The organism is Sedimentitalea xiamensis (assembly GCF_030164465.1).
Classification (GTDB): Bacteria; Pseudomonadota; Alphaproteobacteria; order Rhodobacterales; family Rhodobacteraceae; genus Sedimentitalea; species Sedimentitalea xiamensis.
This window is the reverse complement of the sequence record NZ_JASNJE010000002.1, coordinates 127635-143717: the sequence shown is the minus strand read 5'-3', so window position 1 is coordinate 143717 and position 16083 is coordinate 127635. Positions and strand designations below refer to the sequence as shown.

15 protein-coding genes are annotated in these 16083 nt (G+C 64.4%); 13 read left to right on the top strand and 2 right to left on the bottom strand.

Annotation, left to right across the window (positions count from 1 at the left end; all coding sequences use genetic code 11):
* Positions 1–89: 89 nt before the first annotated feature.
* The 6 genes from QO034_RS02545 to QO034_RS02520 all read left to right on the top strand — a co-directional run bounded on the left by QO034_RS02545 (position 90) and on the right by QO034_RS02520 (position 6501).
* Positions 90–998 (top strand): LysR family transcriptional regulator, encoded by a 909-nt coding sequence (locus QO034_RS02545; protein WP_284483934.1) that lies wholly within the window; start codon positions 90–92, stop codon positions 996–998.
* Between the two features lie 125 nt (positions 999–1123).
* The gene (locus QO034_RS02540; RefSeq protein WP_284483933.1) at positions 1124–2284 is read left to right on the top strand and encodes an ABC transporter substrate-binding protein; all 1161 of its coding nucleotides are present in this window, start codon (positions 1124–1126) and stop codon (positions 2282–2284) included.
* 56 nt (positions 2285–2340) lie between these two features.
* Positions 2341–3324 (top strand): ABC transporter ATP-binding protein, encoded by a 984-nt coding sequence (locus tag QO034_RS02535; protein ID WP_284483932.1) that lies wholly within the window; start codon positions 2341–2343, stop codon positions 3322–3324.
* Entirely contained in the window at positions 3321–4262 is a 942-nt protein-coding gene (locus QO034_RS02530; protein WP_284483931.1) for an ABC transporter permease, read from the top strand. Before QO034_RS02535 ends, QO034_RS02530 begins: the two co-directional genes overlap by 4 nt.
* Positions 4252–5058, top strand: coding sequence for an ABC transporter permease (locus tag QO034_RS02525; RefSeq protein WP_284483930.1), 807 nt, complete (start codon positions 4252–4254; stop codon positions 5056–5058). Before QO034_RS02530 ends, QO034_RS02525 begins: the two co-directional genes overlap by 11 nt.
* 18 nt (positions 5059–5076) lie before the next feature.
* The gene (locus tag QO034_RS02520; RefSeq protein ID WP_284483929.1) at positions 5077–6501 is read left to right on the top strand and encodes a gamma-aminobutyraldehyde dehydrogenase; all 1425 of its coding nucleotides are present in this window, start codon (positions 5077–5079) and stop codon (positions 6499–6501) included.
* A gap of 91 nt (positions 6502–6592) precedes the next feature.
* Here the strand turns inward: QO034_RS02520 and QO034_RS02515 are convergent, their stop codons facing one another.
* Together QO034_RS02515 and QO034_RS02510 are read right to left on the bottom strand one after the other, a co-directional pair.
* The gene (locus QO034_RS02515) at positions 6593–7192 is read right to left on the bottom strand and encodes a ferric reductase-like transmembrane domain-containing protein (protein ID WP_284483928.1); all 600 of its coding nucleotides are present in this window, start codon (positions 7190–7192) and stop codon (positions 6593–6595) included.
* Between the two features lie 5 nt (positions 7193–7197).
* Positions 7198–7686 carry a peptidase associated/transthyretin-like domain-containing protein gene (locus QO034_RS02510; RefSeq protein ID WP_284483927.1) on the bottom strand — a complete coding sequence of 163 codons (489 nt, stop codon included), beginning with the start codon at positions 7684–7686 and terminating at the stop codon, positions 7198–7200.
* 360 nt (positions 7687–8046) lie between these two features.
* Here QO034_RS02510 and QO034_RS02505 point away from each other — a divergent pair, with 360 nt between their 5' ends.
* From QO034_RS02505 to QO034_RS02475, 7 genes are all read left to right on the top strand, one after another.
* Positions 8047–10293, top strand: coding sequence for a molybdopterin-dependent oxidoreductase (locus QO034_RS02505; RefSeq protein WP_284483926.1), 2247 nt, complete (start codon positions 8047–8049; stop codon positions 10291–10293).
* A 250-nt stretch (positions 10294–10543) separates the two neighbouring features.
* A complete protein-coding gene (locus QO034_RS02500; RefSeq protein ID WP_284483925.1) occupies positions 10544–11860 on the top strand; it encodes an ABC transporter substrate-binding protein in 1317 nt (438 codons plus the stop codon).
* A gap of 78 nt (positions 11861–11938) precedes the next feature.
* Positions 11939–12841: a branched-chain amino acid ABC transporter permease gene (locus QO034_RS02495; RefSeq protein WP_284483924.1), complete on the top strand. Its 903-nt coding sequence runs from the start codon at positions 11939–11941 to the stop codon at positions 12839–12841.
* A complete protein-coding gene (locus tag QO034_RS02490; RefSeq protein ID WP_284483923.1) occupies positions 12841–13779 on the top strand; it encodes a branched-chain amino acid ABC transporter permease in 939 nt (312 codons plus the stop codon). The genes QO034_RS02495 and QO034_RS02490 overlap by 1 nt, the downstream gene beginning before the upstream one ends.
* Entirely contained in the window at positions 13776–14528 is a 753-nt protein-coding gene (locus QO034_RS02485; protein WP_284483922.1) for an ABC transporter ATP-binding protein, read from the top strand. Before QO034_RS02490 ends, QO034_RS02485 begins: the two co-directional genes overlap by 4 nt.
* On the top strand, positions 14525–15205 hold the full coding sequence (locus QO034_RS02480) for an ABC transporter ATP-binding protein (RefSeq protein WP_284483921.1): 681 nt from the start codon (positions 14525–14527) through the stop codon (positions 15203–15205). Before QO034_RS02485 ends, QO034_RS02480 begins: the two co-directional genes overlap by 4 nt.
* A 72-nt stretch (positions 15206–15277) precedes the next feature.
* A complete protein-coding gene (locus QO034_RS02475) occupies positions 15278–16042 on the top strand; it encodes a FadR/GntR family transcriptional regulator (protein ID WP_284483920.1) in 765 nt (254 codons plus the stop codon).
* The last annotated feature ends 41 nt before the right edge of the window (positions 16043–16083 follow it).

Sequence of the window (16083 nt, the reverse complement as noted above, 5' to 3'; positions counted from 1 at the left end):
CAGGCCATTGATCCCGGTGCGGCGCTTGTCGCCGCCGCGCCGGGATCGCGCCTTAGTCTTTCGCCAATTCACAGGGAACGGGCCGGGCGGTGTCATTCACGCTTCGTCAATTGAATTATTTCGTTGCCGTGGCGGAACACGGATCGGTCAGCGCCGCCGCCCAGTCCCTGTCGATTTCCCAAAGCGCCGTGACGGAGGCCGTCAAGGATCTCGAGGCGGATCTGGGCGTCAAGCTGTTTGACCGTCACTCACGCGGATTGCGGATCACGCACCGGGGCAACCAGTTCCTGCGCCACGCGACGACGATCCTGGCGGAAGTCTCGGGCGCGCGGCGGGCCTTTGACGACGAAGGCCGGTCCGCGCAGGGCAAACTGCATCTCGGGCTGACATCGCTGGTGGCGGGTTATGTGATTTCCGACCTGCTGGCGAAATATCGCCGCGCCAACCCGAAGGTCGAGATCAGCGCCATCGAGGATTCGGGCGAATACCTGGAACATCTGCTGATCGGCGGCGAGATGGATGTGGCGGTCATGATGACATCGCGGGTGGGAGAGCGCCATGCGCTGCACGCCGAAACGCTGGATGTTTCGCCCTACCGGCTGTGGATGCCGCTGGGGCATCGGCTGACCGGCCAGGACAGCATCAGCCTGTCCGACCTGAAGGAAGAGCCCTTGATCATCCTGAACATCGACGAGATGGAACAGGAGACCGTGAAACTTTTGTCCGTTCTCGGCACCCGGCCCAAGGTGGCGTTCCGGACCCGGTCGGTCGAAGCGGTGCGGTCGCTGGTCGCGACCGGCGCCGGTGTCGCCCTGTTGCCCGACCTCGTCTACCGGCCCTGGTCTCTGGAAGGCGACCGGATCGAGGCGCGCGATGTCTCCGGGTCCTTGCCGGTGGTGCAGGTCGGTCTGGTCTGGCGCAAGGGGTCGAAACTTTCCGCCGCCGCGCGGGAGTTCGTCGCCGTCGCCCAGGCGCACAGGATGATCGGAAACACGTGACCGTGGGGTATCGGAAAAACCGATATGGAATTTCTGTCAATTGAATTTGCGAATGCGCCGGGCATGCCGCACTGTTTCCCGAACACCAGGCGAAATTGTCGGATCAAACCACAGGGGAATTGCGAATGAAGAATGTTTTGAGATCGGGCACCGCGCTGGTGCTGGGGTTGGCGGTCGCCGGTCAGGCCGCGGCGCAGAACATGCTCTCTGAAATCGGCGAAGGCGAAGGGCAGGTCAATATCGTCGCCTGGCCCGGCTATCTGGAGCGCGGCGAAACCGACAAGGCCTTTGACTGGATCACGGCTTTCGAGGAAAAGACCGGCTGCAAGGTCAACATCAAGAACGCCAACACCAGCGATGAAATGGTCGCGCTGATGAACGAAGGCGGCTTTGATCTGGTGACGGCGTCGGGCGATGCGTCGCTGCGGATGGTGGCGGGCAAGCGGGTGCAACCGATCAACATCGACCTGATCCCGAGCTGGTCCACGGTCGATGACCGGCTCAAGGAAGCGCCCTGGCATTATGTGGACGGAACCCACTATGGGGTGCCCTACATGTGGGGCCCGAACGTGCTGATGTATTCCACCGAAGTCTTTCCCGAGGCCCCCGCGAGCTGGGACGTGGTGTTCAAGCCGATGGACCTGCCGGACGGGCAGCCCAACGCAGGCCGCGTGCAGGCCTATGACGGCCCGATCCATATCGCCGATGCGGCCAACTACCTGATGTTCAATCAGCCGGACCTGGGCATCACGTCGCCCTACGAACTGAACGAGGACCAATATGCGGCGGCGCTCGATCTGCTGCGCGAGCAGCGCAAACTGGTCAGCCGCTACTGGCATGACGCCTTCATCCAGATCGACGACTTCAAGAACGAAGGCATGGCGGCATCGGGCACATGGCCGTTCCAGGTGAACCTGCTCAAGGCCGGTTCGGCGCCGGTCGCCTCGACGATCCCGCAAGAGGGCGCGACCGGTTGGGCCGATTCCACGATGATGCATGTGGACGCGGAAAACCCCAATTGCAGCTATATGTGGATGGAGCATTCGCTGGCGTCCAACCTGCAATCCGACCTGTCGGTCTGGTTCGGTGCGAACCCCGCCGTTCCTGCTGCCTGCACCGACGGGCGCGGAATGCAGACCGACGAAGGCTGCACGACGAACGGCATGGACGATTTCGAACGCATCAAGTTCTGGACGACGCCGGTGTCATCCTGCGAAAGCCAGGGCACATGCGTGCCCTATTACCGCTGGGTGTCGGACTATATCGGCGTCATCGGCGGCCGCTGACCCCCGGAGCTCTCCGGTCCCGCCACGCCGGTGGCGGGACGCAGTTTGGAAAACTCATGACATCTGCAATCCGCTTTTCCGGCGTTTCGCGCCACTATGGTGACGTCAGGGCCGTGGACAACGTCGATCTGGACATCGCCGAGGGCGAATTCTTTGCGATGCTCGGGCCTTCGGGGTCCGGCAAGACCACGAGCCTGCGCCTGATCGCAGGGTTCGAACGTCCGACCGCCGGAGAGATCCGGATATTCGGGCAGGTGGCGCAGGGCATTCCGCCCTACAGGCGCAACGTGAACACGGTGTTTCAGGACTACGCCCTGTTTCCGCATCTCAACGTGCGGGACAACGTGGCATACGGGCTGATGGTCGCCGGGCAGCCCAAGGCGCAGCGTCATGGGGCGGCGGATGGCGCTTTGGAGATGGTGGCGCTCACGGGTTACGGGGATCGCAAGCCCTCCGAACTGTCCGGCGGCCAGCGCCAGCGGGTGGCCCTGGCGCGGGCGCTGGTGAACGAACCCAAGGCGCTGCTGCTGGACGAACCGCTGGGCGCGCTGGACCTGAAGCTGCGTGAACAGATGCAGGAAGAACTGAAATCGCTGCAACGCAGCCTCGGCATCACGTTCATTTTCGTCACCCACGATCAGGGCGAGGCCCTGTCCATGGCCGACCGGGTGGCGGTGTTCAACGAAGGCCGGATCGTGCAGATCGGCGCGCCCGAAACGATCTATTTCCGCCCTGAAACGCCGTTCGTTGCGGATTTCGTCGGATCCTCGAACGTGCTGCCGCCCGAATTCGTCGCGCAGCTGACCGGGCGCAAGGCCCATGGCGCGCTTCGGCCGGAAGCGGTCCATCTGTCCGAACAGGGGCATAGCGCGACCGTGCGCAGCGTCAGTTTCCTGGGGGCCGCCACCCGGATCGGCATCCGGATCGGGGATGTGCCGATGACGATGCTGCTGCCCAAGTCCGACACCTTTCCGAAAGTGGGGGATACCGTGACCGTCAACTGGGCCGCCGAAGATCTGCATGTGATGGATCGCGCATGAGCATGCAGGCGGTCTCCGATCGTGGCGCCGGCCTGTTCGGCCGGCTGTCGGATACGCTCTGGCGCAGGCCGGGGCTGCTGATCTTCCTGCTGATCCTGCCGCCCGCGGCATGGCTGGGGATCATCTATCTCGGATCGCTCTTCGCCCTGTTGGCGCAGAGCTTTTTCTCGATCGACGAATTCACCGGCATCATCCAGTATGAATTCACCCTGAAGACATATGCGGAACTGTTCCGGCCGTCGAACTTCGATATCATCCTGCGCACGGTGGTGATGGCGGCGGCGGTGACGGTGGGGGCGGCGGCGGTCGGTTTCCCGGTGGCCTATTTCGCGGCGAGATATGCGCGTGGCAAATGGAAGGCGATCTTCTATCTGGGCGTGATGATGCCCTTGTGGTCGAGCTACCTCGTCAAGGTCTATTCCTGGAAGCTGATCCTCGCCAAGGAAGGCATTCTGAACTGGATGTTCGAGACCCTGCACCTGGGCTGGTTTCTGAACGCGTATCTGGCCATTCCGGTCATCGGCGGCAATTCGCTGTCGGTCAGCGCGACAGGCACTTTCCTGGTGTTTCTCTACGTCTGGCTGCCGTTCATGATCCTGCCGATACAGGCGGCGCTGGAACGGGTGCCGCATTCCATGCTGGAAGCCTCGGGCGACCTCGGGGCGCGGCCCGCGCAGACATTTCGTCACGTGCTGTTTCCGCTGGCGCTGCCCGGAGTGATCGCCGGGTCGATCTTTACCTTTTCGCTGACGCTGGGGGATTACATCATTCCGCAGATCGTCGGATCGTCCCGCCGGTTCATCGGCCAGGCGGTCTATGCCTACCAGGGAACCGCCGGGAACATTCCGCTGGCCGCGGCCTTTGCCGTCGTGCCGATCCTTCTGATGGCGGTTTACCTATGGATCGCCAAGCGGCAGGGGGCTTTCGATGCACTCTGACCGCGCGCCCCTGGGCCTGAAGGTCGCCGCCGGTCTTGGCCTGGCCTTCATGCACCTGCCGATCCTGCTGATCTTTGTCTATGCGTTCACGACCGAGGACAAATCCTACCAGTGGCCGCCACCGGGCCTGACCCTGAAATGGTTCGCCGTGACCTGGGGGCGCCCCGATGTCTGGCAGGCGCTCTGGCTGTCGGTGAAGGTCGCCAGCATCTCGACGGTAATTGCGCTGGTGCTCGGAACACTCTGCGCCGCGGCGGTGAGCCGGACCAAGTTCTTCGGTCGCGAAGTGATTTCCCTGCTGGTGATCCTGCCGATCGCCTTGCCGGGGATCATCACGGGCATCTCGCTGCGCTCGGCCTTCAACCTCGCGGATATTCCGTTCAGCTTCTGGACCATCGTTCTGGGGCACGCGACCTTCTGCGTCGTGGTCGTCTACAACAATGCGGTGGCGCGGTTCCGGCGCGTTTCGGGGTCGCTGGTGGAGGCGTCGATGGACCTGGGCGCGAACAGCTTCCAGACCTTTCGATACGTCATCCTGCCCAATATTTCGACCGCGCTGCTGGCGGGCGGGATGCTTGCCTTCGCGCTGTCCTTCGACGAGGTCATCGTGACCACTTTCACCGCCGGGCAACAGCAGACCCTGCCGATCTGGATGCTCGAAGAACTTGTCCGTCCGCGCGAACGCCCCGTGACCAACGTGGTCGCCATGGTCGTTGTGCTGGTCACATTCCTGCCGATCCTCGGCGCCTATTACCTGACACGCGGCACCGACACGGTGGCGGGTCAGGGCAAGTAACCAACTGGGAGAGTCCTCATGGAAACCAAAATGCTCATCGGCGCGTCGTTTGAGGCAGGAACCGACGTGGAAGAAAAGGTGCTGAACCCGCGTTCGGGCGAAGTGATCCTGAACCTGCCCGAGGCGAACACCGGCCAGGTCGACCGGGCGGTGGCGGCGGCAAGGGCCGCCTTCGCATCCTGGTCCCGGACCACGCCGTCCGAACGGTCCGCAAAACTGCTGGCGATCGCCGATGCCATCGAGGCCAATCTCGAGGAACTGGCCCAGCTCGAGGCGTTGAACTGCGGCAAGCCGATCAACGAGGTGCGAAACGAAGAAGTCCCCGCCGTCGCCGATTGCTTCCGCTACTTCGCCGGCGCGGTGCGCAACATGCACACATCGGCCGCGGGCGAATACCTCGCCGGGCACACCTCCATGGTGCGCCGCGACCCGATCGGCGTCGTGGCGTCGATCGCGCCCTGGAATTACCCGATGATGATGATGGCCTGGAAACTGGCGCCCGCTCTGGCCGGTGGCAACACGGTGGTCCTGAAACCGTCCGAACAGACCCCCCTGACCGCAATGAAACTGGCCAGGCTCATGGCCGATATCCTGCCGGAAGGCGTGGTGAACGTGGTGGTTGGGCAGGGCGCCAGCGTCGGCAACACCCTGATCAGCCATCCCGACGTGGACATGGTGTCGATCACCGGGGACGTGGCCACCGGCAAGAAGGTGCTTCAGGCGGCGTCGAAAACCGTCAAGCGGACGCATCTGGAACTGGGCGGCAAGGCGCCGGTCATCGTGTTCGACGACGCGGATCTGGACAGGGTGGTGACGGGGCTGAAAGCCTTCGGATACTACAATGCGGGGCAGGATTGCACCGCCGCGTGCCGGATCTACGCGGGGCCGAAGATCTATGACAGGCTGGTGGCGGACCTGTCCTCGGCCGTTTCCAGTATCGTGTATGACAACCCGGACGATACGCTGAACGAGATTCCGCCGCTGATTTCCGTCCGCCAGCGCGACCGGGTCGCCAGCTTCGTGGAACGCACCCGCGAGCAGAAGCACATGGAAATCACCACCGGCGGCAAGCTGCATCAGGGCAACGGATACTACTATCAGCCGACCGTCATCGCCGGCGCGAAACAGACCGACGAGATCGTGCAGCGCGAAGTCTTCGGCCCGGTCGTTTCGGTGACGCGCTTCACCGACACCGAAGAAGCGGTCGCATGGGCCAATGACAGCGACTACGGCCTCGCATCATCGATCTGGACGCGGGATGTCGGCCGCGCGCTGGATGTGTCGGGCCGCATGCGCTACGGCTGCACCTGGGTGAACACGCATTTCATGCTGGTCAACGAGATGCCGCATGGCGGCCTGAAACAGTCCGGCTACGGCAAGGACATGTCGATGTATGCCCTGGAAGACTACACCGCCGTGCGTCATGTCATGATTGCCCATTGAGGCCGGTTGCGCGCTGTCCGGTTGAACCGGGTGGGCGGCGCTGGTCCGGACGAATTGCGGCCGGTCTTCAGTGTCGGGCCGGTCGCTTCGGTCATGGCCGCAGGCCGGAAACGGCTTTCAGGGTCGCGAGGAGGACAAGGACGCAAAGCGCCGTCTTGGACAGCGTGCCCATCGTTCCTTCGATTAGAAGCGCGTGGATCACGCTACCCACGACGATCACGGTCGCGAGCGAGATATGACCGAGCCGCCAGGCCCGCAGGCGCCGGCGCAACCGCCGGCGCAGCACCGCGAGAATCGCCGTCAGAAAGAGCGCCCACATGGCAACGACACCCCAGGGCGAAAACGGCGTCGGAGACCTGAATAGCAGCGCATCGACCACGTCCGGCGGGCTGGTGAGCCAAAGCCCGGCCACGTGGATCAGCACCGCGATGACGATACAGCCGCCGGTCCAGCGATGGATGCGCCGCCCGGCCATTCCCCGCAGCCCCGGCAGGATCCCGGCGGCCAGCAAGGGCTGCACCAGCAAGAGCGCCATGGCGAGGACTCCGGCAAACCCGGCGGCGATATAGACCGGATCGCGCCAGGCAAGCAGGGGGCTTGTCGCTGCCGCCTGTATCGGGACGGCGATGGCAACTGCGAGAGCGGCCCAGATCACGCCGCCTCGGGCCAGGCGCGGCAGCGTCGGTTCCAAGCCGGTCAGACCGGTTTCAGGACGAAATGCGCCTCCAGGTTGGTCTCCTTCGCGCTGCGCATCACCGGGCGGAGAAAGACCGTTTCGAAATCGCCGCTGTCATAGGCGAGATGGCCATGAGGCTGCCCGAACGCAGGGACGATCTGCGGCATTTCAAGCCGGAACACGCCGTTCGCATCCGTCAGGGTGGCGCCATGGCTGTGCGGGTCGCGTTCGTGCCCTTCTGTGGTATGCGCCCAGATCTGGATGCGTTGTCCCGCCAGCGGAGCGCCATCCCCGGCGCGTCGCACCGTGCCCGACATCCAGAACCCGCCATGGCCGATCCGGTCCACGACTGGCGCGCCGGGGCGGTAGTTGTTGGCCCCGCCGCGCATGGTGGGCGTCGCGGCCAACCCCCGCGCGCGCGCCGGAGACATGAGCCCGGCCCCGCCAAGAGCCAGCAAGGAGCCGCCGGTGGCGAGGAAGAATCGGCGATGGAAAAGGGCGGCGGTCATGTCGTTTTCTCCTCTTTGGCTGCTGTCGCCGGCCTCCGTACGATACCATGAAACCTCCCGAAAAAGAGTAGCGGGTTTCAAGGCGAATCCAAAGGACGGGACAGGCGGAATCGCTTCAACTGCCCCCACGATTGCGTGATCGCGGGCCACCGGTGCGGGGCGTTCGGGGACCGGTCGTCGGACGACGAACGAAACCGCTCCGGGCGGACCATCGGCTGGGTCGCCGGCGCGGGAAGAACACCATTGCCGGCTTGGGGACACCAAGCGGCTGGATTTTCCGGTGCGGATCTGGTTTTTGGGCGGTAACGCTCCGATCCGGTATTATCCTGACGCGCGGGCGCCGTTTCAAGGGAGGCCGTGATGGCGAAACGTCCTGAACTTCGCACACATGTGACATCGAGCCATTGGGGCGCTTTCGAGGTCGACACCTTGGGGGGGCGGATCGTCGGCACGCGGCCCTTTCCGGAAGATCCGCATCCCAGCGCCATCCCCGACATTCTGCCCAAGGCGGTGCATCACCGGACCCGCGTGGCGCGTCCTGCGATCCGCCGGGGGTGGCTTGAAAGCCGGGACCGCGGCGGTCGGGGAAGCGACGAGTTCGTCGATCTGCCCTGGGACGAGGCGCTGGACATCGCGGCGGCGGAACTGGACCGGGTGCGCAAGCGTTTCGGCAACGAGGCGATTTTCGGAGGCTCCTACGGTTGGAGTTCGGCAGGCCGGTTTCATCACGCGCAAAGCCAGGCGCACCGGTTCCTGAACACCATCGGCGGCTATGTGGCGTCGTTCGGCAGCTATTCCACCGGATGCGCGCAGGCGATCATGCCGCATGTGCTGGGGGGGCCGTTCCTGCCGTTCCTCTACGAACACCAGGACAGCTGGGAGACGATCGCCGACCACACGGAAACGCTGGTCATGTTCGGCGGCGTCAACCCGAAGAACGCGCAGGTCAGCATGGGGGGCATCACCCGGCACGAGACCGTGCACTGGTTCGACAGGTTCGCGGAAAAGGGCATGCGCCGCGTCAACATCGCCCCGCAGAAGACAGACGCGCCCGCGGGTTGCGATTGGATCTCCGTCCGGCCCGGTTCGGATACGGCTCTGATGCTGGCCATCGCACATGTGGTCGAGACCGAAGGGTTGACCGATCATGACTTCCTGACCCGTTGCACCGTCGGCTTTGAGCGCTTTCGCCCCTACCTGCTGGGTGAAAGCGATGGCGCGCCCAAGTCGCCGGAATGGGCCGCACCGCTCTGCGGGGTCGGCCCGGATGCGATCCGGGCTCTTGCGCGGCGCATGGCCTCTACCCGCACGTTCATCACCGTCGCCTGGTCGCTGCAACGGGCCGAGCATGGCGAACAGCCCTATTGGATGTCCGCCGTTCTGGCTGCGATGCTGGGCCAGATCGGGCTGCCGGGCGGCGGCGTGGGCTATGGCTACGGAGCGATCGGCGGCGTCGGGAAATCGCTCAAGGGTCTGACTGGAATGACCTTTTCCCAGGGCGAGAACCCGGTGCAAACGATGATCCCGGTCGCACGGATCGGCGACATGCTGCGTCATCCGGGGGCTTTCTACGATTTCAACGGGCGGCGGCAGCGCTATCCCGACATCCGGCTGGTTTACTGGGCCGGGGGCAACCCGTTCCACCACCACCAGGATCTCAACGCGTTGCACGAAGCCTGGAAGAAGCCCGAGACGATCATCGTCCACGAACCTTGGTGGACGGCGACCGCCAAACGCGCCGATATCGTCTTTCCGGCCACGACGCCCTATGAACGCGAGGATATCGGCCGTTCGAACATGGACGACTACCTCTTTTACATGCCGCAACTCATTCCGCCGGTGGCGGACGCGCGCGACGATTACGAGATCCTGACCGCGCTCGCGGAGCGGCTTGGGCTGGCGGCGGAGTTCACCGAGGGCCGGTCCTCTGCTGAATGGATTCGCACGCTCTATGAAGGATATCGGCGCAAGGCCGAGGGCGAAGGCGTCGAAGTCCCGGATTTCGAAACCCTCAAGGCGCGCAACTGGGTCCGGCTGCCTCTGAAGACGGAAGGTCCGAACCGGACCTTGCTGGCCCCGTTTCGCGAAGACCCGGAGCGGTGTCCGCTCGCCACACCCTCCGGAAAGATCGAGATTTTCTCGGAGACCATAGATGGCTTCGGCTATGACGATTGTCCGGGCCACCCGGTCTGGTTGCCACCTTCCGAGTGGCTGGGCGCGGCGACCGGCGCGGCCCCCTTGCACCTTGTCTCGCCCCAGCCGGGCGACAAGCTGCACAGCCAGTTGGAAAGCGCATTGGCGGATGTCGAAGGGGCGCGGCCCGAGACGATCGTGGTGCATCCCGCGGATGCGGCGCCCCGGAACATCGCCACCGGCGATCTGGTCCGCGTTTTCAATGCCCGCGGCTCCTGCCGCGCCCGCGCCATGGTATCGGAGGATGTGCGCGAGGGTGTCGTCGCCCTGCCGACCGGCGCATGGTTCGGCGATCCGGGGGGGAACATCGACCCGAATGGCAACCCGAACGTGCTGACCGCCGATATCGGCACGTCCCGGCTCGGACAGGGGTGCAGCGCGCATTCGGCCCTGGTCGATCTCGCCCGGCTGTAAGCCCGCAACCGGGAGGCATTCCCCGCCCGGCGAAACCACGACCTGCGCTCTTCCCCGATCCGGCCGTCATATTTCGGTTGACGGAGCGTCAATTGGGCCACAGTGTCCAACAATAGGACACTAAGCGATCAGCCGGCGCTGTTTGTGGCGGGTGTGCGCGGACGAACCCGCGCATGGAGGAGACCCGCCGCGCTATAGGGAGCGCGCCGAATGACCGGTCCGGACATGACTCAGGGAGGAGACCATGAAAATGATGAAACCCAGGATAGGCGGCGCACTGGCCGCTATGACATTGGCCGCCGGAATGGCCGGGCCGGTGGCGGCTGCGGACGACACGTTCAAGATCGGCGTGATCACGTTCCTGTCCGGCCAGGCGGCGGAAAGCTTCGGCGTGCCGGCCTGGAACGGCGGCAAACTGCTGGTGGACATGCTGAACGAGGGCGGCAGGCTGCCCGCACCCTATGACCAGCAAGGTTTTGGCGGCATGAACATCGAGGTCGTCGTCGTCGACGAGGCCGGTGGCGCCACCAAGCAGGTGCAGGAGTTCCGCAACCTCGTGCAGCGCGAAGAGGTGGATGCGGTCGTGGGCTATGTGTCCTCGGGCGACTGTCTCGCCGTTCCGCCGGTCGCGGACGAACTGAAGGCCTTCACGATCCTGTATGACTGCGGCACACCGCGCGTCTTTGAAGACGGCAGTTATGACTACGTGTTCCGCACCGCGGCCCACGCCACGATGGATAACGTCAGCCTGGCGCGCTACCTGAAGTCGCGCAATTTCGACGTTCCCAGCTTTGCCGGGCTGAACCAGGACTACGCATGGGGCCAGGACAGCTGGGCCGATTTCACAGGCGCCATGACGCAGCTTTACCCGGATGCCGAAGTGAAGACCGCGCTGTTCCCGAAATTCGGCGCGGGACAATATGGCACCGAAATCTCGGCGCTCCTGCGCGAGAATCCGGCGCTGGTGCATTCGTCGAACTGGGGCGGAGACTTGCAGGGTTTCCTGATCCAGGCCACGGCGCGGGGCCTGCACGAGCGCGCGCAGCTGGCGCTGGCGGCGGGCGACCACGTGATCCCGCAGCTTCAGGACAAGATGCCGGACGGCATTTTCCTTGGCGCCCGCGGCGTCAACGGGCTGGCGGCCCAGGCCCGTGGCGGTGAGTTGAAGGAGCTGACCGACACCATGTGGGAGGCCTATGAGGCGGAATACGGCACCTTCCCGGTGCAGGCGCCTTTCCGGATGTGGCAGGCGCTGTTCGGCCTGAAGACGGCGGTCGAAAAGGCGATGGCGGAAAATGGCGGGACGAAACCGACGAGCGAGGAACTGGCGGCGGCCATGAAGGGGCTGTCCTGGGATGCGCCTTCGGGCCACATCGAGATGGCGCTTGCGGATGGTCATCAGGCGATCCAGCCCAACGCCATCGGCACCACGAAGTGGAATGCCGATGCCGGCAAGATGGAACTGGTCGATGTCGAATATTACGACGCCCGCTGCGTGAACCCGCCTGAAGGCATCAAGTCGCAGGACTGGCTGGCGCAGGGGTTCCCCGGCGCGCAGTGCGATTGACGCCAGCGAAGTGAACGGGCCTGCCGCAGCGATGCGGCGGGCTTTCCTTGCATGATACAGCGCTGGGACACCTGACCCATGGATCTTGTCGCAACCATCCTTGTCGATGGCCTGATTTACGCCGGCTGGCTGTTTATTGTCTCTGTCGGCCTGACGCTCGTCTTCGGCGTGCTGAACATTCTCAACATCGCGCATGGCAGCCTTTACGCCATCGGCGCCTATGCGTCCGCCTCTCTTGTGGGGGCCTATTTCGCGGCTGGCGGGCAGGCGTTTCCCTATGGCAGCTACGTGGCGCTCATCCTTGCGGCGGTGCTGGTCGCGCTGGTGCTGGGGCCGCTGCTGGAACGCGGCCTGCTGCGGTTCTTTTACGGGCGCGACGAGGTGCTCAATGTGCTCGTGACCTATGCGGTGTTCCTCATTCTCGAGGACGTGATGAAACTGATCTGGGGCGTCAATCCCTATTTCGTCTATGAACCCTACACGCTGCTCGGAGATGTCGAGATCGGGCCGCTGTTCTATGTCGGCTACGATTTCGCGGTCATCGCGGCGGCGATCGTCGTCGGGCTGGCGGTGTGGCTGACACTCAACCGCACCCGCATCGGCAAGGTCGTTCTGGCGGTCATCCACGATTCCGAGATGAGCCAGACGATGGGCGTGAACGTGCAGCGGATCTATCTCGGGGCCTTCATGGCCGGGACGTTCCTTGCGGCGCTTGGCGGCGCGCTGACGGCGCCGATGATTTCGGTCACGCCGGGGCTGGGCGTCAATGTCATCATCGTGGCCTTCGCGGTGGTGATCATCGGCGGGCTCGGGTCGGTTCCGGGGGCCGCCATCGGCGCGCTGCTGGTCGGGATCAGCCGGGCGGCCTCGGTGCATCTGCTGCCGGAAGCCGAACTCTTCATCATCTACTTCGTGATGGCGATCGTCCTCCTGTTCCGGCCCGAGGGGCTGTTCGCGAAAACCCAGGTGAGGAAGATCTGATGCGGTCGAAACTTTTCCTCGGCGCAACCGCCGCCTTTGCCGTTCTGGCGGCGGGATCGGTGATCCTGCCGGACTGGGCGATGTTCCTGTGCGCCATGGCGTTGGCCAAGGGTCTGGTGTGCCTGGGTATCGTCGGCATGATGCGCGGCGGCGTCGTGTCGTTCGGGCAGGGGCTCTATTACTGCATCGGCGCCTACACGGCGACGCTCGTGGCCAACAGTTTCGGGGTCTCCGACATCTTCCTGCTGACCTTGCTGAGCGCGCTGGCCTGCCTGTTGGTCGGAATGGCCTTCGGGCCGCTGCTGTCCAGCTACCGCGGCATCTTCTTCGCGATGCTGTCGCTGGCCCTGTCGATGGTGCTTTACGGGTCCCTGTCGAAGATGAGCGTCATCGGCGGCACCGACGGGCTGAACATCGCCGCGCCGACCTTCCTGGGCTGGGCGCCGGAAGGCCGCCCTTTGCAGACGGCTCTGTATATCTACGTCGTGGCGATCGTCGTCATCGCGGGCACGCTGATGCGCATCTACTTTGACAGCGAACAGGGGCTGATCACGCTGGCGACGCGCGACAACGAACTCAGGGTCGAATATCTGGGAGCATCGGTGCGCAACATCATGACCTACAACTACGTGTTCGGCGCCGTGCTGGGCGGCATCGGCGGCACCATCGCGGCGCTGGCCCTGGGCCATGTGGACCCGGAGTTTGCCTTCTGGACCACTTCCGGCGAGTTCGTTTTCGTGGCGATCCTCGCGGGCTATCTGTCCGTCCCGGCGGTCTTTGTCGCGGCGATCATCCTGGAACTGGTGCGGTCGTTCTCGAACCTCTACTTTCCCAATACCTGGCAATTGGCGCTCGGCATCTTCCTTCTCGTCGTGATCGTGCTCTTGCCGAACGGGCTGGGCTCGCTGGTCGGCCGCCGGAAAGGAAACGCGGCATGACCAGGACCGTGCTCGAAGTCCGAGACGTGCAGAAATCCTTTGGGGCCGTGACCGCGGCGAAAGACATCTCGGTCGCGGTGCCCGAAGGCGCGGTCTTTTCGCTGATCGGGTCCAACGGCGCCGGCAAGACCACCTTCGTCAACATGGTGACGGGGTACATCAAGCCCGACTCCGGCTCGATCAGATTTGCCGACCGCGACATCGCCGGGATGGCCCCGCGCCAGATCACGCGGATGGGCATTCACCGGTCGTTCCAGATCGCGCAGCTCTGCAACGATCTCACGGTCGAGGAAAACATGCTGCTGGCGGGCGCGATTCATGGCGCGTCCGGGCCTTCCTTCCTGCGCCGGGCCCATGACCCGGAAGCACGGGACCGGGCGGTGGCCACGCTCGAGCGGTTCAATATTGCCGAACACAGGGACAGGCTGGTGCCGGAACTGTCCGGGGGGGTCAAGAAACTGCTGGACATCGCCATGGCCATGGCGGGCGACACGCAGATCATGCTGCTGGACGAACCGACATCGGGGGTCGCGTCGGACGAAAAGTTCCCGATCATGGATCTGGTGATGGAGGCGCTGCGGTCCACCGGCGTCACGGTCATTTTCGTCGAACACGACATGGATATCGTGACCCGATATTCCGAACGGGTGCTGGCGTTCTACGACGGACGGATCATCGCGGACGACGCCCCGGACGAGGTTTTGCTCGACCCGGAAGTGCAACGCTATGTGACGGGGACGCCGGCATGACGCTGAAACTGGAAAACGTGCAGGTCAGCATCCAGGCGGCGCCCATCCTGCGCGGCGTCAGCCTCGATGTCGGGGCGGGCGAACGCATGGGGCTGATCGGCCGCAACGGGGCCGGCAAGACGACGGTCATGCGCACCATCACCGGGCTGGCGAAGATGGCGGCCGGGACGGTGAAGTGGGACGGCGAGGATATCTCGAACATGCAGCCGCGCCTGCGGGCCCGCCTGGGATTCGGCTACATGCCGGAAGATCGCCGCCTGGTGCCGGACCTGACGGTCGAGGAAAACATGCTGCTGCCCGCCTGGGCAAACGATGAGATCGACGGCAGGAAAGGCCTGGAATTCGTCTATGACCTGATGCCCGAACTGGCCAATATGGCGCCGCGCAAGGCGCTGCTTCTGTCGGGGGGGCAGCAGAAGATGGCGGCTCTGGGCCGGGCCCTGATCGCCGGACGCAAGCTGCTGCTGCTGGATGAACCGTTCGAAGGCGTGGCGCCCGCGCTGGCCAGGCGGATTTCGGACGTCATCACCTCGCTGAAGGGCGAAGGCTTGTCCGTGCTGATCGCGCAGTCCGAACTCAGCCATTCGAGCGACCTGCTTCAGCGGGAATGCGTCATCGAACGTGGCGAAATCATCCGGGTCAACGTGATCGATCCGGTTCTGGCAGGCAAGGCATAGGAGCGAAACGCGTTGCCCCATCGCAGAGGAACCGCCGCTGACCGGATCAGGGTGTGAAGAAAGACCGACCATATGCCGCTCAAACCGAAACCCCTTCGCGTCCAGCACGCTTATGAGCAGGTATCTCTCGAGATCGAGTCGCAGATCCTCGCCGGTTCCCTGAAACCCGGCGACAGGCTTCCAGGCGAACTGGAAATGGCCAGCATGTTCAACGTCAACCGGTCGACCGTGCGGGAAGGCATTCGCCGGCTGGAAAGCGAAGGCTTCGTGCGTCGGATCTCGCCCCGCAGGATGGTTGTCAGCATACCCCGCATGGCGGAACTGTCGTCGCGGCAGACCCGCGCGCTGAGCATGCTCGAAGTCACTTTCGAAGAACTGTGGAACGTGGCGATCGCGACCGAACCGCTCGCGGCGGAACTGGCGGCGCTGCATGCGGATGCCGATGACATCGCGGCCCTTGACGATATCCAGCGGGCGCTGCTTGCCGCCGAGGGGCAGGGGCAGGCGTCCGCCGAAATCGACACGGCCTTTCATTCCAGGGTGGCCGCCGCCAGCAAGAACCGCGTGTTGCAGCTGGCGCGCGAACCCATCGGGTTCCTGCTCTATCGCGGGATCGATCTGCTGATCCCGAAACTGCCGCAGGCGATGTCGCGCCAGGTCGTGGCGCATCACAACGTGATCGAGGCGATCCGGGCGAAGGATCCGCGAACCGCCCGTGCCTGGATGAAACGCCATATCGACGATTTCAAACGCGGCTTCATCCATGCGGGCCTGCCGCTGGACCAGCCGATCGCAGGCGCGGCGGGCCGGCTGGCCGAACAAGGGCGCGCGCCATGACGGCCCGCCTGTCAGGATCCGCGCGGCAGGAAACCGGCATG